Here is a 24,739-nt window from a genome sequence, read left to right as displayed (position 1 = left end):
CACCAAAATGAATTACCAATAAGGGGACAGACTCATTGCAGCGCTCACCCCAAGCAGATCATCAGACCCATCCAATATTCTTTAAGTTATTGAATTTATTTGAATTAATTTCTTTGGCCGGCCCCGATAACGAATTAGTGCTTGATCAGGGTCGTCTTTAAATAGCTTTTTGGCGTAAATATCACTTACCCAAGGCTTAGATCGAATGAGTGCTTCGGTAATTTGTCGGTCTTCCCAATGCGGGGCGCCATCCTTCACGAATGCTGCCCAAATCATTTGCCGCTCAAAAGGGGTATTACCTAACTTCCAAAAGTGTTGATGATCCACCAGCCATGGCTCTGCATTACCACCGATATGGGAGGGGAAGCTAGTCCAAGTCGAATCCTGGGGGCTGGATTCAAAACCGGCCCTGACAGGATTGAGTTCTATATAGCGCTGACAACGCAAAAAATAGTCAGGGTCTATTAAAGAAGAACGGTAGCGCCCCTCCCAAATAGTTCCGGAGCGATGATGCTGCCGATTGAAATACTGGGCATAGCGCCTTCCCAACGACTGCATCGTTTTAGCGAGTGAATCTGCATTCTGAGGGGTGATCAACAGATGGACATGATTTGGCATTAGGGCAAAAGCATGTACGGCACTACCAAATTGCTTCGCTGCCTCTCGCAGCCAATCTAAATACATGCGGCGATCAGCATCGCTAAAAAAGAGAATTTCTCGGTTATTGCCGCGGACCATGACATGCATTGCTTGGCCGGGAATAACGGTGCGCGCTTGCCTTGCCATCGCTAGAACGAACTACTGAAGTTCGCGCACACCACCATTATTAGAAAACTCAGGGATAAACCAATCACCATCAACCTGAGTAACGCCTGCCGGCACTTCACGCGCCTGTTGTGGCTCATCTCTCAAAGCGGTTCCCATGTAAGAGATCCACATTGGCAAGGCGAGACCGCCGCCAGTTTCACGATCACCTAGACTTGCAGGCTTATCAAAACCAATCCATGCGATTGCAACGACTTTAGGGTTGTATCCCGCAAACCAGGCATCGTGCGAATCATTGGTTGTACCCGTTTTACCCGCGATGTCACTGCGGCCTAATTTTCCCCTAGCACTACCCGCAGTCCCAGTCTTTGTTACCTCTTGCAGCATGCTATCCATTACAAAGGCAGTGCGCGCATCCAATACGCGAGTAGCATCTTCACGCGCATGGGTAGGTTTTGCTTCAAATAAAACCGTACCTTTTGAATCCGTCATCTTATTAATTAAGTACGGGTCTACACGATAGCCGCCGTTAGCAAACACGCTATAGGCAGATGCCATTTGCAAAGGGGTTACAGAACCCGCACCCAAAGCCATTGTTAAATAAGGAGGGTGCTTCTCTGCTTCAAAGCCAAAACGTTGAATATATTCTTGCGCATAGGAAGGCCCGATAGCACGAATGATGCGAACAGAAACTAAGTTCTTGGATTTAGCCAAGGCAGTACGTAAACGCATCATGCCCTCGTATTTGCCGTCGTAGTTCTTTGGCTCCCAAGCTTGGCTGCCAGTTTCCATACTGCCAATAGACAATGGCGCATCATTCACCATCGTGCTCGGAGAAAAGCCTTTTTCAATGGCAGCGGCGTAGATAAATGGCTTAAAGGAAGATCCGGGTTGGCGCTGAGCCTGAGTCACGTGATTAAATTGATTGCGGCGGAAATCAAAGCCGCCCACCAAGGAGAGAATTGCGCCTGTCTCTGCGTTCATAGAAACAAAGGCGGCTTCTACTTGCGGTAATTGCGCCAGCTTCCAAACCCCGCCATCAGATAACAGCCTCACGATGGCGCCAGGACGTAAACGTTTTTTAGGTTGAGTGCTATCGGTTAAAGAGGCGGTGGCAAGTTTCATGCCCTCACCTTTGAGAGTGATCGTATCTCCAGTAGAAATCATGACCTGCATTTCTTTTGGCTTGATATCGAGTACTACACCCGACTGCAAATCATCTAACTGTGGATAAGCCAATAAAGCCTCATCAATCGCGCGTTGACGCTTAACCGTATCTTCCGGTAGCTCAATGAATCCCTCGGGTCCACGATAAGCGTGGCGCAAGTCATATTCAAAAATACCGCGACGTACCGCCTTGTATGCCGCATCTTGATCTGCCTTCAAGATCGTGGTGTAAACATCGATTCCTTGGGAGTAGATGGCCTCACCATATTGAGTAAACAGTAGCTGACGCACCATCTCTGATGCGAAGTCCGCGCGCGTACTAAATTCATTTCCGAGACCACGAATATGCAACTCTTCTGCCATGGCAATCTGATACTGCTCAGGAGTGATGTAAGACAAATCGCGCATCCGCTGCAGGATATATTCTTGGCGGATTTTGGCGCGACGGAAATTGCTTATTGGGTTATAGGCTGAAGGCGCTTTAGGCAAGCCAGCCAACATCGCAGATTCAGCAATCGTGATGTCTTTTAATTCTTTACCAAAATAGATCTGAGCCGCACTCGAAAATCCATAAGCCCTCTGACCCAAGAAGATCTGATTCATATAGATCTCCAGAATCTTGTCTTTGCTTAATTGGGACTCGATTTCCCAAGAGAGCAGAACCTCGTAGATCTTACGGCTGAAGGTTTTCTCATTACTTAAGAAGAAATTGCGCGCCACCTGCATCGTGATCGTTGATGCACCTTGCGAAAGGTTGCCGCGTAAATTGGTTAAGGCAGCTCTTAGGATCCCCACATAATCAACCCCGCCATGGGAGTAAAACCGATCATCCTCAATGGCCAAGACTGCATTACGCATGCTCATGGGGATCTCATTCAAAGGAATAACCTTACGGCGCTCTTCCCCAAACTCTCCAATAAGGACCTTATCGGCCGTATAGATACGCAATGGTGTTTTAGGGTTGTAGTCCACCAAGGCTGAAATCTTTGGCAAATTCGGTTTGGCTATCAAGAAGGCGTAGCCCAGCAACAAAGTAATGACCACTGCAAAGACCATGCTGATTATCAGCAAGGCTTTAATTAGGGGATTACTTCCCGACTTCGACGCGGAATGCTCCGCTCTATGCTGACCAGGACGTCTATCAGGCTGTCGGTTAAACCGTCGGTTTAAAGGCGGCTTGTCTTTTGGAGTTAGAGCCATAGAATCAAATTATAGGGTGCTTGGCCAATTTTCCTGAAAGCTCCAAAACCCTTGTTTGAAAATTTCTGAGGTGGGGTTTTCTGACATGCAATTCCGTGTTCCCTGATCGTTTTTGCCATCCCCAGAGCGAACAATATGGCATGCCTTCACGCCACATTTCCCCCCAATCTTTTGATGACATTTTGAGTGAGCTGGGGGATGACCCTGCCATTCCTGACCCCCATGGCATTCGTAAATCATCAACATCCCCAAGGCCGGTGCCCGAAAGTAAAGTTACGCCAAAGGCATCGTCTTTTTCTATTTCCGACCTTCACCTTAATGGGCCAAAAAATATCTCCATCTTGATTATTGGGGCACTATTTGCGCTCACAGTCGCCGCTGTATTTTTTCTCTTGGAGTCCAGTAAGGCAAGCTCTGAACTAGAGCTCAACGGCCTGCAAAGCCAAATATCGACCCTAAAGAATGAACTTGCTTTAGCCCAGAATGACTGGGCATCAGAACAAGAAGATTTATATATCGCTTTGGATGAAATAGAGGTGAGTATTCACTCAATAGAGGTAAAACCAACCGTATCCGCACCCCAAAGCAAGCCAGTCATGATCCCACATGAGACCGAGCTACGTCGCTGGAGATATTTGGGCCTTACTCGAATGGGGGCGGCGGAGCAGGCCTTTTTTCACAATGGTAAAACCACGCTGATGGTGGGCAAAGATGGTCTTGCTTTGGGTGAATGGCGACTGACTCAAGCCGAAAAAGGAGTGGCCATATTGGCCCACCCCAAAGGTAAATCTATTCGCTTTAAATCAACCCGCTCGGAATGACATTCTTGAAAATCCTTCGACAAACCACCACCATCCTGCTCCCCTTATTGCTGGTTTTTTTACTCAGTCCAGCCCTAGGAAATCATCTAGGACTCAATTCTTCCAGCATCCCAAAAGATACCCGTATCAGCCTCCAATTTAGTGAGATTGAGTTGACCGAGCTTTTGCAGGTTTTGGCCAAAATGGGGAATTCCAACTTCCTCCTCAGCGAGTCTATCCAGGGGAAGATCTCAGTCGACCTCAAGGACACCCCCTGGCAAACCGCCCTCCACTCCATCATCGCCAGCAGAGGATTGCGCCTCGTCCGAAATGGGGATATTTACTGGATTGGCCCCCATGCAGAAATTCAAAGCTTCCAGAAATTTCGTCGAGAGGATGCCGCCCTCCCTTTTGGAGGCGATCATATTAATAGCCCTCGCCAGATCCTCATAGAAGCTCGCATTGTGGAGGCGGATCAACGCTTTGCCCGGGAGCTAGGCATCAAATTGGGGTATCAGGCTAACGGTATCGGCATTCACCCAGACCAAGCTGCAAGCGCCAATCTAGATTTAGCTGGAACTGGTTTAGCTGGATTCAATCCAGCAACCTTAGCAGCTACCCTGGTTTCCAGGAACGCCGCCAGACTCCTACAAATGGAGTTATCAGCCCTGGAATCTGATGGGCAAGGCAAGATCCTCTCTAACCCCAGGATCATGACTGGGGATCAGGTCAAGGCAACCATTGAACAGGGGACAGAACTTCCCTACCAAGTGAGTTCCCAAAGCGGCAGCAAATTGCAGTTCCGCAAAGCCAATTTACGGCTAGAAGTCTTACCCAAAATTCATCCCGATGGAAAGATTTCCATGTTGGTGAGCATTAATAAAGATACTGTTGGCATGAAAACTGAGCAGGGGTATGCCATTGACACCAAAAATCTCAGCTCTGAAGTAACCGTTGAAAACGGGGGTACAGCCATCATTGGCGGTATTTTTCAAACCACCGAACGAGATGATGAGGTTAAGGTGCCCCTACTAGGCGACATCCCATTAATTGGGCATTTGTTTCGCCATAAATCCAAATTGGCTGATAAAACTGAACTATTAGTCTTCTTAACTCCCACCGTCCTAGATAAACACTAATAAAATCAGGGGGTGAACTCTGCATCGAACAATATATTTCTGATTGGCCTCATGGGCGCTGGGAAGTCGACCGTCGGCAAATTGTTGGCCAAGAAATTAGGTCGTCGCTTTCTGGATGCTGACCACGTCATTGAAGAACGTTGTGGCGTCAAGATCCCCGTGATTTTCGAAATGGAAGGTGAAGACGGCTTCCGTAAGCGCGAAGCCCAGGCCATTAAAGATATTACCGCAGAGCAAGATGTCATTTTGGCAACCGGCGGTGGCGCCGTATTGCTTCCTGAGAATCGTCAATTCCTCAACGAAAGAGGCACAGTCATTTATCTCCACGCTAATCCGATGGAGCTATGGCATCGGACCAAGGGCGGCGAAGGTAGACCGCTTCTTAGAAATGGCGATGCAAAAAAGATTTTAGAAAATCTATATACCATTCGCGACCCTCTTTATCGCGAAATTGCTGACCATGTGATTGAAACGGGGAAACCCAGCGTCAATCAATTGGTCAACACCTTAATCATGCAACTCGAACTTTCCACTTGAATTTATCCATGAAAACATTAGAAGTTGATCTAGGCAATCGCAGTTACCCCATCCATATTGGTAGCGATTTAATAGATCAGCCAGAGCTGTTTAGCGCTTGCGAAAAAGCCACATCGATTTATATCGTTACCAATACGACGGTAGCCCCTTTGTATGCAGAGCGATTGACCAAGACTTTAGAGAAGCTGGGTAAGCCCGTCAGAACAATTGTCTTGCCCGATGGAGAGTCTTATAAGGACTGGAAAAACCTCCAACTGATTTTTGATGACCTCCTCAAATTTGGCGCAGACCGTCAGACCATGTTGGTAGCCTTAGGTGGTGGAGTCATTGGCGATATGACCGGCTTTGCGGCAGCAAGCTTCATGCGTGGTATTCGGTTTATCCAGGTGCCAACAACTTTGTTGGCACAAGTGGATTCTTCCGTTGGCGGTAAAACGGGTATCAACCACCCGCTTGGAAAAAACATGATTGGGGCATTTCATCAACCAGCCGCGGTGATTGCCGATCTCAATACTCTGAAGACTTTGCCAGCACGTGAACTCTCTGCCGGTCTCGCAGAAGTGGTGAAGCACGGTGCCATTGCTGATGCAGAGTTCTTAAACTGGATTGAGGCGAACGTAAAAGCTTTACTAGCCTGTGACACCGCAGCAATGGCCCATGCTGTACTACGCTCTTGTGAAATCAAATCAGCAGTAGTGTCTGCCGATGAGAGAGAAGGCGGCATTCGGGCTACGCTGAACTTTGGACATACCTTTGGTCATGCCATTGAAGCTGGTATGGGCTATGGCACATGGTTACATGGTGAAGCTGTTGGTTGTGGGATGGTGATGGGCGCCGATCTATCACGACGCCTCAACTTCATTACTCAAAATGAAGTCAATCGCTTAACAAAGATTATTCAATCCATGAACCTGCCAACCGATCCACCGAAGTTTGGTGCCCAGCGTTACATGGAATTAATGCAAGTAGATAAAAAGACCGAAGGCGGCCAGATTCGCTATGTCGTTCTAGAAAAAATTGGTAAGGCTCAAATTCAGAGCGTGCCAGATGCCCAAGTCATAGAAACTCTATCAGCGACTGGGGCAACGTAATTTCTGCTTGAGGTCTTATTTCTGAATCAGACTAATAGTTAGCGCTTGGCCTGCTTGAGCGCTAGCAAATTCAGAAAGGTCGCTTAGCAATTCCCGCCCAGTTTTAGTATCCAACCAGAGTGGTGATACTAAAGTGCCAGCCCAACGATAGTGATAACCACCGGATTTAGCTGCTACCCAGATTTCATGCAAAGGGGGTTGGGTATTGACGACAATCACGCTGCGATCCCTAAATCGAATATTGATGACATTTCCACCCTGACGCTCCACATCGAGGTCTAGATCCAATTTGTCATCTGCCCCCTCCAAAGCCACTTCAATCGACTGCAGTAAATTGCTTCCTAGTTGATGAAATTGCTTGTCATCAATGGTTTCCACGGCTAGATTGTTTGGATTCATATTGGAGTCCTGCATGCTATATTCAATCATTCGTTTTAGAGACATTCATGATAGCGATTCTTAAAAGAACTCTCGGCATTAGCCTTCTAATATCCCTTGTTGGGTGTGGGGTTAGAGGTCCGCTATATTTGCCAAATGTGCCGCCCACTCCTGCACCACCTAGTGAGCCGGAGCCTAAAGGCAAGCTCTACCCTCCTCAAAGCCCTGCTGTGACTAACCCAACGCCGGCCAAGCAATGACAAGTAAAACAATCCCACTTCCACATTTAGCTGGATTTACAGAGCGCAACGGCAATTGGTATGCCGAAGAAATTCCTTTGTCAGATTTGGCAAAAGAGTTTGGTACGCCCCTTTATGTCTATAGCAAAAAAGCATTAACGCAGGCTTATCAAGCCTATGACAAAGCCTGCGTAGATTCCACCGGTAAGCGACGTGCTCGTGTTCACTACGCCATGAAAGCCAATAGCAACTTAGCAGTAATTGATTGCTTTAAAAAATTAGGCGCTGGCTTTGACCTAGTTAGCGGCGGTGAGTTGGCGCGCGCACTTGCAATAGGCGCCGACCCTAAAAGCCTAGTCTTTGCAGGCGTTGGCAAATCTGCAAGCGAAATTGCTCAAGCATTACAAGCGGGCGTTAAATGTATCAATATCGAATCCATTGCCGAGCTTCACCAAATTAATCGCGTTGCCACCAAGCTCAATTGCCGCGCGCCGATTTCTTTACGTGTGAACCCAGATGTCGATGCCCAAACTCATCCCTATATTTCTACCGGATTAAAAGGCAACAAATTTGGTATCGCATATCACGAGGTCTTGAAAACGTACCGTGAAGCTGCATTACTTCCACAAATTGACGTGGTTGGCATTGACTGTCATATTGGCTCTCAGATTACGAACACCGCCCCTTATTTAGATGCCCTCGATAAAGTCCTCGAGCTAGTCGCTCAATTGAAAAAAGAAGGCATAGTGATTCACCATCTCGATTTAGGTGGTGGCTTAGGCATCTCTTATGGCGATGACAATCCACCGGACATTACTGAGTTCACCAATACTTTGCTCAACAGAGTTGCTGAGCGTGGCTTTGGGCATCTCGATGTGGTCTTGGAGCCAGGCAGATCCTTGGTGGGCAATGCTGGCGTGCTCCTGACTCAAGTGGAATATCTCAAGCCTGGCGCCGAGAAAAACTTTTGCATAGTAGACGCCGCGATGACAGAGTTAATGCGTCCAGCACTCTACGAGGCTTATCACGGCATTGTTCCTGTTGAAACTAAAGAAGTCTCAAGCTCTACCTATGACATCGTTGGACCGGTATGCGAATCCGGAGACTGGCTTGGAAGAGACCGCACCCTTGCGGTTGAAGAAGGTGACCTCTTAGCGATCCTGTCTGCGGGTGCCTATGGCTTTGTCATGGCCTCCAACTACAACACCAGACCCAAGCCTGCAGAAATTATGGTGGATGGAAAAAATGCCTACGTCATTCGCTCACGAGAAAACGTTGCCGATCTCTTTGCTAGTGAAACTATCCTGCCAAACTAAATTCGCTTGGCAACGAATTTGGATTGGTAACTTTCTAGGCAATAAAAAACCCCGCTACATCAGCGGGGTTTTTGTTTTGTACTGAAAGCGACTACTAATGCAAGCCTGCCATGTAATCAGAAACTGCTTTCATCTCTTGATCAGAAAGCTTGGTAGCGATCGTGGTCATCTGAGTGCTATTTTTGCGAGTGCCCTCACGGAAAGCTAACAACTGCGCCGCGTTGTACTCGGCCCACTGGCCACCCATACGTGGGTACTGTGAAGGAATACCAGCACCGGTTGGACTATGGCATGCTGCACATGCTGGAACACCTTTAGCAGCGATACCGCCACGGTAGATACTTTGACCCAATTCAATCGTGTCTTTATTCTGAGCAACGCCCTGCGATACAGGCTGGCTGGCTAGGTAAGCAGAAATATTGTTCATATCTTGCTCATTTAAAGTGGCTACCATACCCATCATGATGGGATTAGCACGAGTGCCATCCTTAAAGTTCTTCAACTGCTTAGCGGTGTAAGCAGCATGTTGAGCAGACAACTTAGGCCAAGTAGCAATTGCACTCTGACCTTTAGGGCCATGGCAAGTCAGGCAAGCGGTCACGCCACGGCTAGCATCACCGTTCGAGTAAAGCGCTTCACCAGCTGCAGGGTCAGCTTTAGGCTTGCCTGGGACCGCTGGCTTGGCTGCTGGAGCCTCGGCCATTGGCGCAGCTGCTGGAGCCGGATCTGCGGCGCTAACCGCGCTTGAGAAGCTGGTTGCAGCCAGGAAAAGGCTGGCGGCTAGGCTAGCACTTAAGCTAGTTAATTTGGAGATTTGGGAGGTTTGACGCATTATGTTTACCTTGGCAAAAATTCCTAAAAGTGTTTGGGCCCTACTTTTACAACCCTTTACCCAACACCATGAGATATTTCATGATTTTGCGTGATTTTACAATAGCTTCTGCACATGTCTAAACTCTTTCAAGCCCGATTCGCGACAACAGTCAATGACACCCATTGCCTGCCTGCCACCCCACTCCGTGAGGTGGCCTTTGCCGGACGCTCAAATGCAGGCAAATCTAGCGCAATTAACGTGCTTTGCAACCAAAAAAGGCTCGCTTTTGCCAGCAAAACGCCTGGACGCACCCAACATATCAACTATTTTGGCCTTTTTGCAAAAGATGATCTTTTAGCCTATTTAGTCGATTTACCAGGATATGGCTACGCAGCAGTGAATCGCGAGACCAAATACCACTGGAATGCCCTCCTGAGCGATTACCTACAAGAGCGTGAGCAGTTAGTGGGCATGGTGCTGATTGTGGACTCCAGACGCGGCATTACCGACCTGGATGAACAAATGATTGAGTGGTTTGTGCCAACTGGCAAGCCCATCCATGTTTTGCTGAGCAAATGCGACAAGCTCAATAAAAGCGAGTGTAAGCATGCCTTAGAGGCAGTACGCAAACAATTACAGCAATATGATCCAGCCCTACCAGACGGTACAGGCGATTCCAAGCAACTTACGGCACAATTATTTTCGAGCACCAAGCGGATTGGCCTTGAAGAGGCAGACAATATTGTTATTAAATGGTTATTTGAAGCAGAGACTCAAGAAGATGAAATCACAAGCTAACTCTTTATTGAACTTTCCGGCCCATCGCCCTCGTCGCATGCGCCGTGACGATTGGTCGCGTCGCCTCATGCAAGAAAATCATCTCAGTGCCAGTGATCTGATTTATCCCGTCTTTTTATTAGAAGGCGCAAATCAATCTCAAGCTGTTGCTTCTATGCCTGGTGTTAATCGCGTATCACTAGATTTACTCTTTGCTGTTGCAGAAGAGTGTGTGAAATTAGGCATTCCAGTGATGGCGCTCTTTCCAGTTATTGACACTGCCTTGAAAACGCCAGATGGCAAAGAAGCCTTTAATCCCAATGGGCTCATTCCGAACGCAGTGCGAGAACTAAAAAAACGCTTTCCGAATTTAGGCATCATGACGGATGTTGCACTGGATCCTTACACAAGTCATGGTCAAGATGGCATCCTAGATGATCAAGGTCGCATTCTGAATGATGAAACCATCGCAATCTTGGTACAACAAGCGATTGCTCAAGCAGAGGCTGGTGTTGATATCGTTGCGCCATCGGACATGATGGATGGGCGCATTGGGAAAATTCGTGAAGCCTTGGAGCTGAAGAAACTCATTCACACCCGAATCATGGCTTACTCGGCTAAATATGCTTCTGCTTTTTATGGGCCATTTCGTGATGCCGTTGGCTCTGCAAAAAATTTAGGTAAGGCAGATAAAAAAACTTACCAAATGGATTGCGCTAACACTGATGAGGCTTTGCGGGAGGTTGCCCTAGACATTAGTGAGGGTGCCGATATGGTGATGGTCAAGCCCGGCATGCCTTATCTAGACATTGTTCGCAGGGTACGTGAAGAGTTTGACTACCCTACTTATGCCTATCAAGTGAGCGGTGAATACGCCATGCTCAAAGCTGCCGCACAAAATGGGTGGCTTGATCATGACGCCGTAATGATGGAATCTTTGATGGCATTTAAACGTGCTGGAGCGGATGGCATCTTGACCTACTTCGCAATCGAAGCAGCGCGCCTCCTGAAAGAAAATACATAATTGGCTACACAAAAAAGTGAAGTGGGTTTATCACCCATTTAACTGTTCAGCAACTTAATTACTGAGCACCTTCTTCAGTCGCTCTACAAAACGTTGCGGTGGCATATAACCAATCACACGCTGATCTTTTAATTCTGCAGAGTTAAGATCAAAGATCAAAATTCCGGGTGGGCCAAACAGACCAAAACGCTTCAATAGGGCTTGATTGTCTGGGCTATTTTTTGTTACATCAGCTTGCAGCAAAACAAACTTCTGCAGCTCTTGATTCACTTCCGAATTAGCAAATGTATTGACCTCCATCTCTTTGCAGGAGATGCACCAGTCTGCATAAAAATCTAAGAGCACTAATTTATTCTGCTCTTTTGCTTTAGCTAAAAATTGATCTAACTGCGCGTTAGATTCAATAACAGAAAACCGAGCATTGCCAATCTGGTGCTGTCCTTGGCCATTAGTGGCGATATTGCTAGATCCACCACTTCCACCCTGGATCAATGGTGAAGCTATCCACGCAGCTGTTGCCACTAGTAAAACACCCAATGTTCTTTGCAACCAAACCATCCAAATGCCAGTGGATGGAATCAGGATGCGTGCCTCAATGGCAATAAACAGCAGTGGCAAGCCCATACCCAAAGCCATGACGAACAGCAATCCTGCACCCAAACTCATTGACCCAGTTTGAGCAATAAAAGTAAGTACCCCAGCTAAGGGGGCGGTAATACACGGGCTAGCAACCAGAGTGGATATGCCGCCTAAGGCAAAAGCACCAGCAATGCTCCCACCCTGATGGCGTCCTGCCAACCGATCAATCTGCTGATGCCAACTTTGTGGCAATCTAAGGTCATACAGGCCAAAGAGACTCCCCGACAAAGCCAATAGCAGTAGTGCAAATCCAGCAAGGGCTATAGGGCTCTGTAGCGCTCTTTGAACGCTACCACCCAGAGCGGCCATCAAGACTCCCGCAAGAGCGTATACGCAAGCCATTCCAAGTACGTATGCCACAGCCAAGAGGCTTGCACGTCCTTTACTAATAGATTTATTACCCTGCGTTCCAAATACCACGCTGGACAGAATAGGCAGCATCGGAAGCACACAGGGGGTGAAAGCTAATGCCAGGCCCAGAATGAAGAAGGCTAAAAATAGATACCCTGTTGGCGTACTTTCTAAGAAGCGACCAATGGCATTGACGTCATCACGCTCACGCCACACATCCATCAAACTAAATTCTGCTTTTGATGGCGAGGTCGTAGTAACACCATCTAATATCTCGGGAATTGGACTCGACTTTACCCCTGGGCCTGCAACTAAAAATTTGAGAGTCATGGGTGGATAACAAATACCGGCTTCGGCGCATCCTTGTAGCTCTAACTCTAGGTAGAGTGGCTTTCCTATCTCTGCTTTTTTATCTAAAGTCAGAAGAAATGCTTGTTTGTAGATTTGCATTTTCTTTTGAAATGTCTCATCAAACTTTTCAAGGCCAGCGGGTAGCGACGCCTTTGCAAGCCCTAATTTATTGGGTTGCGAGCCGATCTTGAAATGCAGTGACTCTTGATAGATGTAGTAACCCTTAGCCGGAAAAATTTCCATCTCGATGTCATTGGTATTTGGTGCCCAAGTTACCTCAGCCTGAAAAGCTTTTTCAGGAGGCAGAAAGTCTGGGGAGGCAAAAGCCTGTCCGAAGGTAAATGCGAAAGCCGCAATAACAAGGATGATTCTGTTAACAAATCTCATGGCAATCACTTTACCTCTGCTTGCACCCATTTACCATATTGCTCTTCGTATTTCTCGGGGATCAATGCGATCACCTCCGGTAAATCATAGGGATGATGGCTTTTAATAAAGTCAGAGATTTCCGCCCACTTAACTGCAATTGTTTTGGCAGTTAATAATACTTCTTGCTCTTCGCAGATCTCCCCTTCCCAGCGATAAATAGATTGAACACCCTCTTTAATCTGCACACATGCTGCCAGTCGACTTTTAATGAGTTTGCGAGCCATATCTTGTGCATCCGCAAGCTTAGAGAAACTAGTAAGCACAATGAGCAATTCAGGGAATTTATCTGGGGTCATGTTGTGTTTATAAGCGTATAAATGAAAAAAGCCAGACCGAAGCCTGGCTTTTAATCTTGCTAAAGGGCTTAAGCCTCTTCAGCTACTACTGTATCTTCAACTTCTGGACGATCTACCAACTCAACCAAAGCCATAGGCGCATTGTCACCATGACGGAAGCCAAACTTCAAAATACGAAGGTAGCCGCCTGGACGAGTTGCGTAACGTGGGCCGAGCTCTGTAAAGAGTTTGGTCACGATATCGCGATCGCGTGTGCGATTGAATGCTAAGCGACGATTTGCTAAGTTATCTTTTTTACCTAAGGTAATCAAGGGCTCAACAACCATGCGCAATTCTTTTGCTTTTGGCAAAGTGGTTTTAATCACTTCGTGCTCCAAAAGAGAATTGGACATGTTGCGCAGCATCGCCAAGCGATGTGATGATGTTCTGTTTAGTTTGCGTAAGCCGTTTCCGTGACGCATGATGCTTCCTTTCTAATTATTTCTCGAGGTTAGCTGGAGGCCAGCTTTCGAGTTTCATGCCAAGACTTAAGCCACGAGCCGCCAATACATCCTTGATTTCATTCAAAGACTTACGACCTAGATTAGGCGTCTTCAACAATTCATTCTCTGTACGTTGAATCAAGTCACCGATGTAATAAATGTTCTCAGCCTTCAAGCAGTTTGCAGAGCGCACTGTGAGTTCGAGATCATCCACTGGACGCATCAACATTGGATCAACCATTGAAGAGCGGCTTGGTGCAAGATCACCAGAAATTTCGCTGCTTTCGAGGGCTGCGAATACAACTAACTGATCAACCAAAATGGTAGCTGCTTGACGAATTGCTTCTTCAGGAGATAACACACCATTTGTTTCGATAGTCATTACGAGACGATCGAGGTCGGTACGTTGTTCTACACGAGCAGACTCAACAGCGTAGCTAACACGACTTACTGGGCTAAATGAGGCATCCAACACGATGCGACCAATGATCTTGGTAGCTTCGTCGTGGTATTGACGCATATTACCTGGTACATAGCCACGGCCTTTTTCAACCTTGATCTGCATATCCAACTTGCCACCAGCTGACAAGTGAGCGATAACGTGATCAGGGTTAACAATTTCTACATCATGTGGCAAGTCGATATCTTTTGCTGTAACAACGCCTGGACCTTCTTTACGCAAATTGATGGTAACTTCATCACGTGACTGCAACTTAAATACGATTCCTTTGAGGTTCAACAAAAGGTTTACTACATCCTCTTGAACGCCATCTAATGTGGAGTATTCATGAACAACACCTGCGATTGCAACTTCAGTTGGCGCATAACCAACCATCGAGGACAACAAAACACGACGTAATGCATTGCCGAGTGTGTGGCCATAACCACGCTCGAACGGCTCCATAACAACCTTAGCTTGGTTGGCGGTAAGCGCTTCAACAGAAATAATTTTTGGCTTGAGCAAATTTGTTTGCATATTTTTCCCTTGAGAGTACCTAATTAGCGTGAATACAATTCAACGATCAAACTTTCATTAATTTCGCCGCTAATGTCTTCACGGTCAGGCACTTGCTTAAATGTTCCCTCCAGCTTCGCTGCATCGACTGATACCCAGCCAACTGCCGCCATCTGCTGAACCAAATTGAGTGATTCTGTAATACGTGTTTGCTTCTTCGCTTTTTCGCGAATCGCAACTACATCACCAGGCTTAACCTGAATAGATGGAATATTTACTGGGCTACCATTGAGCAAAATTGCGCAGTGGGAAACCAATTGACGCGCTTCAGCACGGGTAGAACCAAAGCCCATACGATAAACAACGTTATCAAGACGTGATTCCAATAACTGGAGTAATGTTGAGCCAGTGTTGCCCTTACGACGCTCAGCTTCTGCGAAGTAACGACGGAACTGACGCTCTAAAATTCCGTACATACGCTTAACCTTTTGCTTTTCACGCAATTGATTACCGTAATCAGATGTTCTTGAGCCAGATGTACGGCCATGTTGACCAGGCTTAGTATCTAACTTGCACTTGTCTGACAGGGCGCGACGTGCGCTCTTTAAAAATAAGTCGGTACCTTCCCGACGTGCTAATTTGGCCTTAGGCCCTAAGTAACGTGCCACGATGCTTTCCTTTCTTTGCCGCAGTCTTACGACAGGCGGTGAGTTCACCCTTTAATTCAGATGAACAGTGGGCTTTAATAAAAAACTGCTAAAACTTGTACTGCCAACTTCCTAACTTAGATACGACGACGCTTAGGAGGACGGCAACCATTATGTGGAACTGGAGTTACGTCTTGAATCTCAGTGATCTTGATGCCCAAAGAGTTCAATGCACGAACCGCTGATTCACGACCTGGGCCTGGGCCCTTGATCTGAACTTCTAAGTTCTTGATACCGCATTCAACAGCAGCTTTACCAGCTACTTCTGCAGCTACCTGAGCAGCAAAAGGTGTTGATTTACGTGAACCTTTGAAGCCCTGTCCACCAGATGTTGCCCATGAAAGCGCATTACCTTGGCGATCAGTGATCGTAATAATGGTGTTATTAAAAGAAGCATGAACGTGTGCAATACCGTCAGCAACGTTCTTTTTAACCTTCTTGCGTGCGCGCTGTGAAGCTGCGGATGCGGATTGTTGTTTTGCCATGTCAATAAACTTTCTTGATTATTTCTTGAGTTGCACGCCAGACTTACGTGGGCCCTTGCGGGTACGCGCGTTAGTCTTAGTACGTTGACCACGTACAGGCAAGCCCTTACGATGACGTACGCCGCGGTAGCAGCCTAAGTCCATCAAACGCTTGATGCTCATCGTTACTTCACGACGAAGGTCACCTTCAGTAATAAATTTACCTACTTCATCACGCAACTTTTCCAAGTCACCGTCAGTAAGATCTTTAACTTTTTTGTCGATAGCAACACCGGTGGTTTCACAAATTTTGCGGGCACGTGTTGTGCCAATGCCAAAAATTGCTGTTAAACCGATAACAGTATGTTGATGATTTGGGATGTTTACCCCAGCGATACGTGCCATGAGATTTCCTCTTAATTAACCAGATCAGCCTTGACGCTGCTTATGACGTGCGTCTGAAGAACAGATCACGCGAACAACGCGTTTGCGCTTAATGATCTTGCAATTTCTGCAAATACACTTAACGGATGCTAAAACTTTCATAACTCACCTCTTAAAAATATGTACAACTTAATCTTTACTTCGCTCGGAATATGATTCTGGCGCGGGTTAGGTCGTATGGAGTCAACTCCACCGTCACCTTATCTCCTGGCAATATGCGGATGTAATGCATCCTCATCTTCCCAGAAATGTGCCCTAGAACCACATGTCCGTTCTCTAGCTTCACGCGAAACATTGCGTTCGGCAAATTCTCAATAATTTCTCCCGCCATCTGAATTACATCGTCTTTAGACATTCAGTTAAGCGCCCATCTTAAAGTTAGCTTTTTTCATTAAAGAACCATACTGTTGCTGCATTACGAATGACTGAACTTGAGCCATAAAATCCATTGCAACAACGACAATAATCAACAATGAAGTACCGCCAAAATAGAATGGCACGTTGTACTTCAACACTAAGAATTCTGGTAACAAGCAAACCAAAACCATATAAATCGCACCAGCCAAGGTCAAGCGGACCAAGATCTTGTCGATGTAGCGACCAGTCTGATCGCCAGGACGAATACCGGGAACAAAAGCACCGCTCTTCTTTAAATTCTCTGCAGTATCGCGACTATTGAAAACCAGCGCTGTGTAAAAGAAGCAGAAGAAAATAATCGCAGCTGCGTACAGGATCGTGTAAACCGGCTGGCCTGGAGCCAATGTAGCTGCCAAGTCTTTAATAATTCTGCTAAACATGTTTGTTGGCTCGCCTGATGTAAACCAGCCAGCAATCGTTGCAGGGAACAAAATAATAGATGAAGCAAAAATTGGGGGAATCACGCCAGCCATATTCAACTTCAAAGGGAAGTAGGAAGATTGACCACCATATACCTTATTGCCAACTTGACGCTTAGCGTAGTTCACCAAGATACGGCGCTGTCCACGCTCTACAAACACTACAAAATAAGTCACCGCAATACAAATCACTACGATCAGCAATGCAGACAATATATTCATGGAACCAGTACGCACTAATTCAAGCAAGCTACCGATTGCAGTTGGCAGACCAGAAACAATGCCGCCAAAAATAATGATGGAAATACCATTACCAAGACCACGCTCAGTAATTTGTTCGCCAAGCCACATCAAGAACATCGTGCCAGTTACTAAAGTAACGACAGTATTCAATTCAAACATCAAACCTGGGTTGATAACCAAGCCCGGTTGAGCTTGTAGTGCAACTGAAATGCCCAATGCCTGGAATGTTGCTAAGAACACTGTGCCATAACGGGTGTACTGAGTAATCTTGCGTTGACCAGCTTGGCCTTCTTTTTTCAAAGACTCCAACGAAGGAACAACAATCGTCATTAACTGCATGATGATCGACGCAGAAATATACGGCATGATGCCTAAAGCAAAGACGGTAAAGCGGGATAAAGCGCCACCTGAGAACAGGTTAAACATTCCCAAGATGCCGTCTTTTTGCCCTGAAAATAATTGGGCCAATTGGTCAGGATCAATACCCGGCACAGGAATATGTGCACCCAAACGGAACACGAGCAATGCCAATACCAGGAATATCAAGCGTTGACGTAATTCGCCAAACTTGTTTCCTGATTGAGCAGTATTTGCTGTGTTAGTAGGTGCGAGTGCCATCGTTTACCGAAACTAATTAAACTAAATCGACCAATTTGCCGCCAGCCGCTTCAATAGCTGCTTTTGCGCCTGCAGTTGCTGTAATACCCTTGAGGGTTACCGCAATCGACAATTCACCAGTCTTGATAACTTTGACTGAATTGATTTGCTCACCAGCAAAACCATGAGCTCTCAATACTAACAAGTCCACTTCTGGCAAGTTAATTTTTGCTAAGTCATTCAAAGTAATTTGACCAACGTGACGACGTGTCAAAGATACGAAGCCACGCTTTGGCAAACGACGATACATTGGCATCTGTCCGCCCTCGAATCCAACCTTGTGGAATCCGCCTGAACGTGATTTTTGACCTTTGTGACCACGACCAGCTGTTTTTCCAAGACCAGAACCAATGCCGCGACCTACGCGACGACGATTTTTATTGGAGCCCGCTGCGGGTTTGAGTGTATTGAGTTGCATATTCTTCGCCTATTTACTTGCTAGTTATTAGCCAACGACTTTAACTAGATAAGAAACTTTATTAATCATTCCGCGAACAGCTGGCGTGTCTTCCAATTCTGAAACAGAATTGATGCGACGCAGGCCTAAGCCGCGAACGGTTGCACGATGGCTTTCGCGTGTGCCGATCAAGCTGCGTACTAATTGCAGTTTGAGTTTAGAGTGAGTTGTTGTCATTTATAGATTCCTAATCTTTTGGTCTTAGCCGAGAATCTCTTCAACTGACTTACCGCGCTTAGCAGCAATTTCAGAAGGAGTGCTCATCTTGCTCAAACCATCAATCGTTGCACGAACCATGTTGTAAGGGTTAGTTGAGCCAAGTGACTTAGCAACAACGTTAGTTACACCCATTACATCGAAAATTGCGCGCATTGGGCCACCAGCGATAACGCCAGTACCGTCTTTAGCTGGAGAAATCATCACGCGTGACGCGCCATGCTTACCAATCACAGTGTGCTGCAAAGTACCTTTACGCAAGGAAACTTTGATCATCTTGCGACGTGCTTCGTCCATTGCCTTTTGAACAGCAACTGGAACTTCTTTTGATTTGCCTTTGCCCATGCCGATACGACCATCGCCATCGCCAACTACAGTAAGTGCAGCGAAGCCGAGAATTCGACCACCCTTAACCACTTTAGTTACACGATTAACAGCAATCATCTTCTCGCGAAGACCGTCATCACGCTCTTCGTTTTGCATCTTGTTTTGCATTTTTGCCATGTTTTTTCCTAAACCCTATTAGAACTTCAGGCCGGCTTCACGCGCAGCTTCAGCTAAGGCCTTAATACGGCCGTGGTAACGATGACCGGAGCGATCAAATGCAACATCAACAACGCCTGCTTTAACAGCACGCTCAGCAACTATCTTGCCGATTTGTTTAGCCGCTTCAGCGTTGCCGCCGTTTTTGATTGCTTGGCGCAAATCTTTTTCCATTGTTGAAGCAGCTGCTACAACTTTGGTTCCACATGGGCTATATACCTGTGCAGAAATATGTGAATTGCTACGGATAACTGTTAAGCGATTTGCCAATGCTTCGGCAATGCGAATACGAGTCTGCCGAGCACGTCTTTGTCTGGATTCGTCTTTATTCATTTTTTAATCTCGCTTACTTCTTCTTGGTTTCTTTCAGATGCACAACTTCGTCAACGTAGCGAACGCCTTTGCCTTTGTATGGCTCTGGTGAACGGTATGCGCGAACTTCAGCTGCGACCTGGCCAACTTGCTGCTTGTTGGAGCCTTTGATAATAATTTCAGTTTGAGTAGGAGTCTCAGCCTTTACACCCTTTGGCAGGTTGTAAATAATGTCGTGAGAAAAACCTAACTGCAACTTCAATGATTCACCTTGAGCAGCAGCACGGTAACCAACGCCTACCAAGCTGAGCTTGCGCTCAAAGCCAGTAGTTACGCCAACAACCATGTTGTTTACTAAAGCACGTGCAGTACCTGACTGAGCACCAGCTTCTGGTGAATTGTTGTTTAAAACAACAGTCAATACGCCATCTTCTTGTTTCAAACCAACTGAAGGATGCAAGTTATGCGTCAAAGTGCCCAATGGGCCTTTAACAGTAATGTTTGCACCGTTAATGCTGATTTCAGCGCCCTTAGGGACTGGAATAGGTGATTTACCAACGCGGGACATATTTCTCTCCTTACGCGACGTAGCAAATAACTTCGCCACCAACGCCGTTTGCACGGGCTTTGCGGTCTGTCATTACGCCTTGTGGGGTTGAAATAATTGCAATGCCCAAGCCATTCATTACTTCTGGAATGTCGTGGCGGCCTTTGTAGATACGCAGACTTGGTGTTGAAACACGGTCAATGCGCTCAATTACAGGGCGGCCTGCATAGTATTTGAGTTCAATGTGTAGCACTGGCTTAGCTGCTTCACCTTTGATTTCAAAACTATCAATATAACCTTCATCCTGCAAGACTTTTGCAATAGCTACTTTAACTTTTGACGACGGCATCAAGACTACGGGTTTCTGCACTGCTTGCGCATTGCGGATCCTTGTCAACATGTCGGCGATTGGATCGCTGATACTCATGAGTTCTCCTAATTCTTTCGCCGCTTACCAGCTGGCCTTGGTTAAACCGGGGATTTCGCCACGGAAGGCGATTTCACGAATCTTGCTACGAGCCAAACCAAACTTACGGAATGTGCCACGTGGACGACCGGTTAATGAACAACGATTTCTTTGACGAATCGGGCTTGCGTTACGTGGAAGTGCCTGTAGCTTCAAGCGAGCCTCATAGCGCTCTTCATCACTGCGTGATTGATCAGCAATGATTGCCTTGAGTTCAGCACGCTTTACAGCGTACTTCTCTACAGTTTTTGCGCGCTTATTCTCGCGCTCAATTAGGGATAGTTTTGCCACGTTAGCCTCTTAATTGCGGAAAGGGAATTTGAACGCTGCCAACAAAGCTTTTGCTTCTTCGTCAGTCTTAGCGGTCGTCGTAATACTGATATTGAGACCACGGAGGGCATCAATCTTGTCGTATTCGATTTCAGGGAAAATGATTTGCTCTTTAACGCCGATGTTGTAGTTACCACGGCCGTCAAATGCCTTACCGGAAATTCCGCGGAAGTCACGTACGCGTGGCAAAGCAACAGTAACGAAACGATCTAAAAATTCGTACATGCGCTGTCCGCGCAATGTCACCATGGCACCGATTGGGTAGCCTTGGCGAATTTTGAAACCAGCAATCGCTTTTTTCGCTTTGGTTACAACTGGTTTTTGACCTGCTACTTTAGTCAAATCACCAACTGCATTTTCGATAATTTTCTTGTCGTTCACTGCATCGCCCAAGCCCATGTTCAGGGTAACCTTAGTGATACGTGGAACTTCCATTACTGACTTGTAGCCAAATTTGGCGATCAAATCAGCAACAACTTTAGCTTGGTAGTGTTCTTGAAAACGTGTGCTCATAATTTCTCCGTGACCCTTATGCGCTTAAAGTTGCGCCAGTGGTTTTGAGGAAACGCTGCTTTTTACCGTCAACGAGTTTGATACCAACACGTGATGGTTTGCCGTTACCGTCAACCACAGCCACATTAGAAATGTGAACAGGCATCGTCTTGTCAATCATGCCGCCAGTAACACCGGCTGCTGGATTTGGCTTAACGCTCTTTTTATAAATATTTACGCCTTCGATCACTAATTTGTTCTCGAGGACAGCTGTAACAGTTCCTTGCTTGCCCTTATCGCGGCCAGTCAACAGAACTACGGAATCACCTTTACGAATCTTTTTCATATCAGCCTCTTAAATAACTTCGGGGGCGAGAGAAACGATCTTCATGAACTTTTCAGTACGCAATTCGCGTGTGACTGGTCCAAAGATACGTGTGCCAATTGGCTCTAACTTAGCGTTGAGCAATACCGCAGCGTTGCCATCGAACTTAATCAATGAACCATCTGGACGGCGAACACCCTTAGCAGTTCTCACTACTACGGCGTTATAAATGTCACCTTTTTTTACACGGCCACGTGGAGCAGCAGACTTTACAGTCACTTTAATGACATCACCGATACTGGCGTAACGACGCTTAGAGCCGCCCAATACCTTGATGCACAAAACTTCACTGGCGCCTGTGTTATCGGCGACCTGCAATCTACTTTCGGTCTGAATCATTTTCTAATCCCCAACTTGTTAGCCAAAGGCAAACAGTCTTGGTTCCGTCTAGGGGTTTTAACGAAAGCTAAAACCCGGAATTAATGAAAAAACACTGCTTCTCCCAATAAAACCAGAGAAGCCTTCTATCTTACTACGAAAAACAGGGATCTGGCAAGTATTTTTGCCAAAATCCCTAGTATTTCTTTAAATACCCTTTGATTCTTGAACTAAACGGGTTACAACCCAAGATTTAGTGCGTGAAATTGGCCTAGATTCAGCAATTTCAACGGTGTCACCCATCTTGTATTGGCCAGCCTCGTCATGAGCGTGGTATTTTTTGGACTGTCCAACATATTTGCCATAAAGCGCATGTTTTACTTGGCGCTCAACTAGCACAGTCACAGTTTTTTGCATTTTGTCGCTAACGACACGACCCACAAGGGTGCGGCGCAAGGGTTTAGATAATTCTGTCATATCCCTTTTTCCTTATTTCTGTGCAGTTTTTTGGGTGATAAAAGTCTTTACGCGAGCAATTTCACGCTTAGTCTTACCCAATTGGCTGGTATTGGTGAGTTGCTGAGTGCCTTTTTGCATACGGAGCTTGAAGCTAGTCTTCAAGAGCTCTGTTAATTCTGCATTTAAGGCAACCAGATCTTTGGATGCTAATTCTGTCTTTTTCATAATCTCTATCCCGATCAACCTAAGTGGCGAATCACGAAAGTGGTTTGCAATGGCAACTTAGCTGCAGCAAGCTTGAAAGCTTCGCGCGCCAAAGTTTCATCCACGCCATCCATCTCGTACAAAATCTTGCCTGGTTGAATTTCTGCTACGTAGTACTCTGGATTACCTTTACCGTTACCCATACGTACTTCAGCTGGCTTTTGTGAAATTGGCTTGTCTGGGAAAATACGAATCCAGATACGACCACCACGCTTAATGTGACGGGTCATTGCGCGACGTGCAGATTCAATCTGACGTGCAGTCAAACGACCGCGGCCAATAGCCTTCAATCCAAAGTCACCAAAGGCTACTGAACTACCGCGTGTTGCCACGCCAGTGTTACGTCCCTTTTGTTCCTTGCGATACTTACGACGCTTTGGTTGTAGCATGCTTACTCTCCTGACTTCTGCGCTTCAGCACTTACGGCTTCTACGGCTTTCGGTGCACGCTTCACTGCTGGCTTAGAAGCAACTAATGGCTTGCTGTCAGCCGCTGGTTTACGTGCGGTTGTTTTAGCGGGTGCGCGACGTGGCTTCTTCTCATCAGCCGCTGGTTCTGCTGTTACTGCTGGAGCATCAGCACCACGACCTAATGTATCGCCTTTGTATACCCAAACTTTTACACCGATGATGCCGTATGTTGTTTCCGCTTCTGAAGTTGCGTAATCAATATCAGCCTTCAATGTATGAAGTGGAACACGACCTTCACGGTACCATTCGCGACGTGCAATTTCAGCACCGTTCAAACGACCAGAAGACATGATCTTGATTCCTTGTGCACCAAGGCGCATTGCATTTTGCATTGCACGCTTCATTGCACGACGGAACATGATTCGCTTCTCGAGCTGTTGAGTAATAGAGTCAGCGATCAATTGAGCATCAACTTCAGGCTTACGAATTTCTTCGATGTTCACATGGACTGGAACGCCCATACGCTTCTGGAGCTCACGACGGAGCACTTCAATATCTTCACCTTTTTTACCGATCACAACACCAGGGCGTGAGCTATAAATAGTGATCCGTGCATTCTTTGCAGGACGCTCAATAATCACTTTACTTACGGATGCATTTTTCAACTTCTTCTTGAGATAGATGCGGACATCTACGTCCTCTTTGAGCATCTTTGCAAAATCAGTATTGTTTGCATACCACTTTGATGTCCAGTTCTTCGTTACCGAGAGTCGGAATCCGGTTGGGTTTATCTTTTGTCCCATATCTTTCCTTAGTTACTCAAGGTCACGGTAATGTGACATGTTTGTTTTTCGATTTGATTGCCACGACCCTTAGCACGTGCTGTGAAGCGCTTCAAGGAAGTACCTTTATCAACAATAATTGTTGAAACCTTGAGCTCATCAATATCAGCACCCTTATTGTGTTCAGCATTGGCCATTGCGGACTCAACAACTTTTTTCACAATGAAGGCAGCTTTCTTGGGGCTGAAATTCAAAATGTTCAATGCGCGTGCAATTGGCAAACCACGAATCTGGTCAGCGACCAAACGTGTCTTTTGCGCAGAAATGCGGGCGCCTTTGTGAATAGCTTTAACTTCCATCATCATCCCCTTACTTCTTCGTTACTTTCTTGTCAGCAGCGTGACCTTTGAAAGTACGGGTCAAGGCAAATTCGCCTAACTTATGACCCACCATGTTTTCTGATACATATACCGGAACGTGTTGACGACCGTTATGTACAGCAATCGTCAGACCAATAAAGTCTGGGAGGATTGTTGAACGGCGTGACCAAGTTTTAATCGGCTTTTTGTCTTTGTTGGCTTGTGCGACTTCAACTTTATTTACTAAGCTGGCTTCGCAAAATGGGCCTTTTTTAGCTGAACGTGTCATATCTATTTT

Annotated in this window: 38 protein-coding genes; 8 read left to right on the top strand and 30 right to left on the bottom strand. The window is 46.4% G+C overall.

Annotation, left to right across the window (positions count from 1 at the left end):
• Positions 1-81: 81 nt before the first annotated feature.
• On the bottom strand, positions 82-786 hold the full coding sequence (locus tag ICN12_RS03025; RefSeq protein WP_216270573.1) for a transposase: 705 nt from the start codon (positions 784-786) through the stop codon (positions 82-84).
• A 12-nt stretch (positions 787-798) separates the two neighbouring features.
• The gene (locus ICN12_RS03020) at positions 799-3,132 is read right to left on the bottom strand and encodes a penicillin-binding protein 1A (protein ID WP_216270572.1); all 2,334 of its coding nucleotides are present in this window, start codon (positions 3,130-3,132) and stop codon (positions 799-801) included.
• 140 nt (positions 3,133-3,272) lie between these two features.
• Here ICN12_RS03020 and ICN12_RS03015 point away from each other — a divergent pair, with 140 nt between their 5' ends.
• Genes ICN12_RS03015 through aroB form a run of 4 tightly spaced genes read left to right on the top strand, consistent with a single transcriptional unit; the run spans position 3,273 to position 6,699 of the window.
• Entirely contained in the window at positions 3,273-3,953 is a 681-nt protein-coding gene (locus ICN12_RS03015) for a hypothetical protein (protein WP_216270571.1), read from the top strand.
• 5 nt (positions 3,954-3,958) lie between these two features.
• Positions 3,959-5,071: a secretin GspD/PilQ domain-containing protein gene (locus ICN12_RS03010; RefSeq protein WP_255537663.1), complete on the top strand. Its 1,113-nt coding sequence runs from the start codon at positions 3,959-3,961 to the stop codon at positions 5,069-5,071.
• A gap of 12 nt (positions 5,072-5,083) precedes the next feature.
• On the top strand, positions 5,084-5,608 hold the full coding sequence (locus tag ICN12_RS03005; RefSeq protein WP_216270569.1) for a shikimate kinase: 525 nt from the start codon (positions 5,084-5,086) through the stop codon (positions 5,606-5,608).
• Between the two features lie 8 nt (positions 5,609-5,616).
• Complete coding sequence (gene aroB, locus ICN12_RS03000; RefSeq protein ID WP_216270568.1) at positions 5,617-6,699, top strand: 3-dehydroquinate synthase; 1,083 nt, start codon at positions 5,617-5,619, stop codon at positions 6,697-6,699.
• 15 nt (positions 6,700-6,714) lie between these two features.
• Here aroB and cyaY read toward each other — a convergent pair whose 3' ends face one another.
• Positions 6,715-7,098 carry an iron donor protein CyaY gene (gene cyaY, locus ICN12_RS02995; protein WP_216270567.1) on the bottom strand — a complete coding sequence of 128 codons (384 nt, stop codon included), beginning with the start codon at positions 7,096-7,098 and terminating at the stop codon, positions 6,715-6,717.
• Positions 7,099-7,145: 47 nt separating this feature from the next.
• Here cyaY and lptM point away from each other — a divergent pair, with 47 nt between their 5' ends.
• Together lptM and lysA are read left to right on the top strand one after the other, a co-directional pair.
• Entirely contained in the window at positions 7,146-7,337 is a 192-nt protein-coding gene (lptM, locus tag ICN12_RS10970) for an LPS translocon maturation chaperone LptM (RefSeq protein ID WP_223146591.1), read from the top strand.
• Positions 7,334-8,632 carry a diaminopimelate decarboxylase gene (gene lysA / locus ICN12_RS02990; protein ID WP_216270566.1) on the top strand — a complete coding sequence of 433 codons (1,299 nt, stop codon included), beginning with the start codon at positions 7,334-7,336 and terminating at the stop codon, positions 8,630-8,632. Before lptM ends, lysA begins: the two co-directional genes overlap by 4 nt.
• A gap of 94 nt (positions 8,633-8,726) precedes the next feature.
• Here lysA and ICN12_RS02985 read toward each other — a convergent pair whose 3' ends face one another.
• Positions 8,727-9,464 carry a c-type cytochrome gene (locus ICN12_RS02985; RefSeq protein WP_216270565.1) on the bottom strand — a complete coding sequence of 246 codons (738 nt, stop codon included), beginning with the start codon at positions 9,462-9,464 and terminating at the stop codon, positions 8,727-8,729.
• 114 nt (positions 9,465-9,578) lie between these two features.
• Here ICN12_RS02985 and yihA point away from each other — a divergent pair, with 114 nt between their 5' ends.
• Positions 9,579-10,244, top strand: coding sequence for a ribosome biogenesis GTP-binding protein YihA/YsxC (gene yihA / locus ICN12_RS02980; protein ID WP_216270564.1), 666 nt, complete (start codon positions 9,579-9,581; stop codon positions 10,242-10,244).
• On the top strand, positions 10,228-11,247 hold the full coding sequence (gene hemB / locus ICN12_RS02975; RefSeq protein WP_216270563.1) for a porphobilinogen synthase: 1,020 nt from the start codon (positions 10,228-10,230) through the stop codon (positions 11,245-11,247). The genes yihA and hemB overlap by 17 nt, the downstream gene beginning before the upstream one ends.
• 54 nt (positions 11,248-11,301) lie before the next feature.
• Here the strand turns inward: hemB and dsbD are convergent, their stop codons facing one another.
• The 26 genes from dsbD to rpsS all read right to left on the bottom strand — a co-directional run bounded on the left by dsbD (position 11,302) and on the right by rpsS (position 24,730).
• Positions 11,302-12,975: a protein-disulfide reductase DsbD gene (gene dsbD / locus ICN12_RS02970; protein WP_216270562.1), complete on the bottom strand. Its 1,674-nt coding sequence runs from the start codon at positions 12,973-12,975 to the stop codon at positions 11,302-11,304.
• A gap of 5 nt (positions 12,976-12,980) precedes the next feature.
• On the bottom strand, positions 12,981-13,313 hold the full coding sequence (gene cutA, locus ICN12_RS02965) for a divalent-cation tolerance protein CutA (protein WP_216270561.1): 333 nt from the start codon (positions 13,311-13,313) through the stop codon (positions 12,981-12,983).
• A 68-nt stretch (positions 13,314-13,381) separates the two neighbouring features.
• Positions 13,382-13,774 carry a 50S ribosomal protein L17 gene (rplQ, locus tag ICN12_RS02960; RefSeq protein ID WP_216270560.1) on the bottom strand — a complete coding sequence of 131 codons (393 nt, stop codon included), beginning with the start codon at positions 13,772-13,774 and terminating at the stop codon, positions 13,382-13,384.
• Between the two features lie 16 nt (positions 13,775-13,790).
• The gene (locus ICN12_RS02955; protein ID WP_216270559.1) at positions 13,791-14,771 is read right to left on the bottom strand and encodes a DNA-directed RNA polymerase subunit alpha; all 981 of its coding nucleotides are present in this window, start codon (positions 14,769-14,771) and stop codon (positions 13,791-13,793) included.
• A 23-nt stretch (positions 14,772-14,794) separates the two neighbouring features.
• Positions 14,795-15,418, bottom strand: coding sequence for a 30S ribosomal protein S4 (gene rpsD, locus ICN12_RS02950; RefSeq protein ID WP_173959392.1), 624 nt, complete (start codon positions 15,416-15,418; stop codon positions 14,795-14,797).
• A 116-nt stretch (positions 15,419-15,534) separates the two neighbouring features.
• Positions 15,535-15,942, bottom strand: coding sequence for a 30S ribosomal protein S11 (gene rpsK, locus ICN12_RS02945; RefSeq protein ID WP_011901923.1), 408 nt, complete (start codon positions 15,940-15,942; stop codon positions 15,535-15,537).
• Positions 15,943-15,960: 18 nt separating this feature from the next.
• Entirely contained in the window at positions 15,961-16,326 is a 366-nt protein-coding gene (gene rpsM / locus ICN12_RS02940) for a 30S ribosomal protein S13 (RefSeq protein WP_015420253.1), read from the bottom strand.
• Positions 16,327-16,350: 24 nt separating this feature from the next.
• The gene (rpmJ, locus tag ICN12_RS02935) at positions 16,351-16,467 is read right to left on the bottom strand and encodes a 50S ribosomal protein L36 (protein ID WP_012357167.1); all 117 of its coding nucleotides are present in this window, start codon (positions 16,465-16,467) and stop codon (positions 16,351-16,353) included.
• Between the two features lie 34 nt (positions 16,468-16,501).
• The gene (infA, locus tag ICN12_RS02930; RefSeq protein ID WP_088526684.1) at positions 16,502-16,720 is read right to left on the bottom strand and encodes a translation initiation factor IF-1; all 219 of its coding nucleotides are present in this window, start codon (positions 16,718-16,720) and stop codon (positions 16,502-16,504) included.
• 4 nt (positions 16,721-16,724) lie between these two features.
• Positions 16,725-18,062 (bottom strand): preprotein translocase subunit SecY, encoded by a 1,338-nt coding sequence (secY, locus tag ICN12_RS02925; RefSeq protein WP_216270558.1) that lies wholly within the window; start codon positions 18,060-18,062, stop codon positions 16,725-16,727.
• A 16-nt stretch (positions 18,063-18,078) separates the two neighbouring features.
• A complete protein-coding gene (rplO, locus tag ICN12_RS02920) occupies positions 18,079-18,519 on the bottom strand; it encodes a 50S ribosomal protein L15 (protein WP_046329388.1) in 441 nt (146 codons plus the stop codon).
• A gap of 27 nt (positions 18,520-18,546) precedes the next feature.
• Complete coding sequence (gene rpmD, locus ICN12_RS02915; RefSeq protein ID WP_216270557.1) at positions 18,547-18,735, bottom strand: 50S ribosomal protein L30; 189 nt, start codon at positions 18,733-18,735, stop codon at positions 18,547-18,549.
• Between the two features lie 24 nt (positions 18,736-18,759).
• A complete protein-coding gene (gene rpsE / locus ICN12_RS02910) occupies positions 18,760-19,278 on the bottom strand; it encodes a 30S ribosomal protein S5 (RefSeq protein WP_100379470.1) in 519 nt (172 codons plus the stop codon).
• Between the two features lie 18 nt (positions 19,279-19,296).
• Positions 19,297-19,650 carry a 50S ribosomal protein L18 gene (rplR, locus tag ICN12_RS02905; protein ID WP_216270556.1) on the bottom strand — a complete coding sequence of 118 codons (354 nt, stop codon included), beginning with the start codon at positions 19,648-19,650 and terminating at the stop codon, positions 19,297-19,299.
• Positions 19,651-19,663: 13 nt separating this feature from the next.
• Entirely contained in the window at positions 19,664-20,197 is a 534-nt protein-coding gene (gene rplF / locus ICN12_RS02900; RefSeq protein WP_216270555.1) for a 50S ribosomal protein L6, read from the bottom strand.
• A 10-nt stretch (positions 20,198-20,207) separates the two neighbouring features.
• Positions 20,208-20,603 carry a 30S ribosomal protein S8 gene (rpsH, locus tag ICN12_RS02895; RefSeq protein ID WP_015420245.1) on the bottom strand — a complete coding sequence of 132 codons (396 nt, stop codon included), beginning with the start codon at positions 20,601-20,603 and terminating at the stop codon, positions 20,208-20,210.
• Between the two features lie 24 nt (positions 20,604-20,627).
• On the bottom strand, positions 20,628-20,933 hold the full coding sequence (rpsN, locus tag ICN12_RS02890; RefSeq protein WP_011901913.1) for a 30S ribosomal protein S14: 306 nt from the start codon (positions 20,931-20,933) through the stop codon (positions 20,628-20,630).
• A gap of 9 nt (positions 20,934-20,942) precedes the next feature.
• Positions 20,943-21,485 carry a 50S ribosomal protein L5 gene (gene rplE, locus ICN12_RS02885; protein ID WP_015420243.1) on the bottom strand — a complete coding sequence of 181 codons (543 nt, stop codon included), beginning with the start codon at positions 21,483-21,485 and terminating at the stop codon, positions 20,943-20,945.
• 16 nt (positions 21,486-21,501) lie between these two features.
• Positions 21,502-21,810, bottom strand: coding sequence for a 50S ribosomal protein L24 (rplX, locus tag ICN12_RS02880; protein ID WP_011901911.1), 309 nt, complete (start codon positions 21,808-21,810; stop codon positions 21,502-21,504).
• Positions 21,811-21,819: 9 nt separating this feature from the next.
• A complete protein-coding gene (gene rplN / locus ICN12_RS02875) occupies positions 21,820-22,188 on the bottom strand; it encodes a 50S ribosomal protein L14 (protein ID WP_015420241.1) in 369 nt (122 codons plus the stop codon).
• 186 nt (positions 22,189-22,374) lie between these two features.
• Positions 22,375-22,644 (bottom strand): 30S ribosomal protein S17, encoded by a 270-nt coding sequence (rpsQ, locus tag ICN12_RS02870; RefSeq protein ID WP_046329381.1) that lies wholly within the window; start codon positions 22,642-22,644, stop codon positions 22,375-22,377.
• 12 nt (positions 22,645-22,656) lie between these two features.
• Positions 22,657-22,851 carry a 50S ribosomal protein L29 gene (gene rpmC / locus ICN12_RS02865; RefSeq protein WP_015420239.1) on the bottom strand — a complete coding sequence of 65 codons (195 nt, stop codon included), beginning with the start codon at positions 22,849-22,851 and terminating at the stop codon, positions 22,657-22,659.
• A 14-nt stretch (positions 22,852-22,865) separates the two neighbouring features.
• Positions 22,866-23,279 carry a 50S ribosomal protein L16 gene (rplP, locus tag ICN12_RS02860; protein ID WP_088526677.1) on the bottom strand — a complete coding sequence of 138 codons (414 nt, stop codon included), beginning with the start codon at positions 23,277-23,279 and terminating at the stop codon, positions 22,866-22,868.
• 2 nt (positions 23,280-23,281) lie between these two features.
• A complete protein-coding gene (rpsC, locus tag ICN12_RS02855; protein WP_216270554.1) occupies positions 23,282-24,103 on the bottom strand; it encodes a 30S ribosomal protein S3 in 822 nt (273 codons plus the stop codon).
• Positions 24,104-24,111: 8 nt separating this feature from the next.
• Positions 24,112-24,444: a 50S ribosomal protein L22 gene (gene rplV, locus ICN12_RS02850; protein ID WP_205621309.1), complete on the bottom strand. Its 333-nt coding sequence runs from the start codon at positions 24,442-24,444 to the stop codon at positions 24,112-24,114.
• Between the two features lie 7 nt (positions 24,445-24,451).
• Complete coding sequence (rpsS, locus tag ICN12_RS02845) at positions 24,452-24,730, bottom strand: 30S ribosomal protein S19 (RefSeq protein WP_046329379.1); 279 nt, start codon at positions 24,728-24,730, stop codon at positions 24,452-24,454.
• Positions 24,731-24,739: the final 9 nt, after the last annotated feature.

Origin of the sequence: Polynucleobacter sp. AM-25C3 (genome assembly GCF_018882335.1) — a bacterium.
Lineage (GTDB): Bacteria > Pseudomonadota > Gammaproteobacteria > Burkholderiales > Burkholderiaceae > Polynucleobacter.
The sequence above is the reverse complement of the archived record's forward strand: the minus strand, read 5'-3'. Positions and strand labels throughout refer to the sequence as shown.

Bases quoted from the DNA above. Each gene is read 5' to 3' on its own strand.
- ICN12_RS03025 (WP_216270573.1), bottom strand. From the start codon at position 786: ATGGCAAGGCAAGCGCGCACCGTTATTCCCGGCCAAGCAATGCATGTC.
- ICN12_RS03020 (WP_216270572.1), bottom strand. From the start codon at position 3,132: ATGGCTCTAACTCCAAAAGACAAGCCGCCTTTAAACCGACGGTTTAAC.
- ICN12_RS03015 (WP_216270571.1), top strand. From the start codon at position 3,273: ATGCCTTCACGCCACATTTCCCCCCAATCTTTTGATGACATTTTGAGT.
- aroB (WP_216270568.1), top strand. From the start codon at position 5,617: ATGAAAACATTAGAAGTTGATCTAGGCAATCGCAGTTACCCCATCCAT.
- cyaY (WP_216270567.1), bottom strand. From the start codon at position 7,098: ATGAATCCAAACAATCTAGCCGTGGAAACCATTGATGACAAGCAATTT.
- lptM (WP_223146591.1), top strand. From the start codon at position 7,146: ATGATAGCGATTCTTAAAAGAACTCTCGGCATTAGCCTTCTAATATCC.
- lysA (WP_216270566.1), top strand. From the start codon at position 7,334: ATGACAAGTAAAACAATCCCACTTCCACATTTAGCTGGATTTACAGAG.
- ICN12_RS02985 (WP_216270565.1), bottom strand. From the start codon at position 9,464: ATGCGTCAAACCTCCCAAATCTCCAAATTAACTAGCTTAAGTGCTAGC.
- yihA (WP_216270564.1), top strand. From the start codon at position 9,579: ATGTCTAAACTCTTTCAAGCCCGATTCGCGACAACAGTCAATGACACC.
- hemB (WP_216270563.1), top strand. From the start codon at position 10,228: ATGAAATCACAAGCTAACTCTTTATTGAACTTTCCGGCCCATCGCCCT.
- dsbD (WP_216270562.1), bottom strand. From the start codon at position 12,975: ATGAGATTTGTTAACAGAATCATCCTTGTTATTGCGGCTTTCGCATTT.
- cutA (WP_216270561.1), bottom strand. From the start codon at position 13,313: ATGACCCCAGATAAATTCCCTGAATTGCTCATTGTGCTTACTAGTTTC.
- rplQ (WP_216270560.1), bottom strand. From the start codon at position 13,774: ATGCGTCACGGAAACGGCTTACGCAAACTAAACAGAACATCATCACAT.
- ICN12_RS02955 (WP_216270559.1), bottom strand. From the start codon at position 14,771: ATGCAAACAAATTTGCTCAAGCCAAAAATTATTTCTGTTGAAGCGCTT.
- rpsK (WP_011901923.1), bottom strand. From the start codon at position 15,942: ATGGCAAAACAACAATCCGCATCCGCAGCTTCACAGCGCGCACGCAAG.
- rpsM (WP_015420253.1), bottom strand. From the start codon at position 16,326: ATGGCACGTATCGCTGGGGTAAACATCCCAAATCATCAACATACTGTT.
- rpmJ (WP_012357167.1), bottom strand. From the start codon at position 16,467: ATGAAAGTTTTAGCATCCGTTAAGTGTATTTGCAGAAATTGCAAGATC.
- infA (WP_088526684.1), bottom strand. From the start codon at position 16,720: ATGTCTAAAGACGATGTAATTCAGATGGCGGGAGAAATTATTGAGAAT.
- secY (WP_216270558.1), bottom strand. From the start codon at position 18,062: ATGGCACTCGCACCTACTAACACAGCAAATACTGCTCAATCAGGAAAC.
- rplO (WP_046329388.1), bottom strand. From the start codon at position 18,519: ATGCAACTCAATACACTCAAACCCGCAGCGGGCTCCAATAAAAATCGT.
- rpmD (WP_216270557.1), bottom strand. From the start codon at position 18,735: ATGACAACAACTCACTCTAAACTCAAACTGCAATTAGTACGCAGCTTG.
- rpsE (WP_100379470.1), bottom strand. From the start codon at position 19,278: ATGGCAAAAATGCAAAACAAGATGCAAAACGAAGAGCGTGATGACGGT.
- rplR (WP_216270556.1), bottom strand. From the start codon at position 19,650: ATGAATAAAGACGAATCCAGACAAAGACGTGCTCGGCAGACTCGTATT.
- rplF (WP_216270555.1), bottom strand. From the start codon at position 20,197: ATGTCCCGCGTTGGTAAATCACCTATTCCAGTCCCTAAGGGCGCTGAA.
- rpsH (WP_015420245.1), bottom strand. From the start codon at position 20,603: ATGAGTATCAGCGATCCAATCGCCGACATGTTGACAAGGATCCGCAAT.
- rplE (WP_015420243.1), bottom strand. From the start codon at position 21,485: ATGAGCACACGTTTTCAAGAACACTACCAAGCTAAAGTTGTTGCTGAT.
- rplX (WP_011901911.1), bottom strand. From the start codon at position 21,810: ATGAAAAAGATTCGTAAAGGTGATTCCGTAGTTCTGTTGACTGGCCGC.
- rplN (WP_015420241.1), bottom strand. From the start codon at position 22,188: ATGATTCAGACCGAAAGTAGATTGCAGGTCGCCGATAACACAGGCGCC.
- rpsQ (WP_046329381.1), bottom strand. From the start codon at position 22,644: ATGACAGAATTATCTAAACCCTTGCGCCGCACCCTTGTGGGTCGTGTC.
- rpmC (WP_015420239.1), bottom strand. From the start codon at position 22,851: ATGAAAAAGACAGAATTAGCATCCAAAGATCTGGTTGCCTTAAATGCA.
- rplP (WP_088526677.1), bottom strand. From the start codon at position 23,279: ATGCTACAACCAAAGCGTCGTAAGTATCGCAAGGAACAAAAGGGACGT.
- rpsC (WP_216270554.1), bottom strand. From the start codon at position 24,103: ATGGGACAAAAGATAAACCCAACCGGATTCCGACTCTCGGTAACGAAG.
- rplV (WP_205621309.1), bottom strand. From the start codon at position 24,444: ATGATGGAAGTTAAAGCTATTCACAAAGGCGCCCGCATTTCTGCGCAA.
- rpsS (WP_046329379.1), bottom strand. From the start codon at position 24,730: ATGACACGTTCAGCTAAAAAAGGCCCATTTTGCGAAGCCAGCTTAGTA.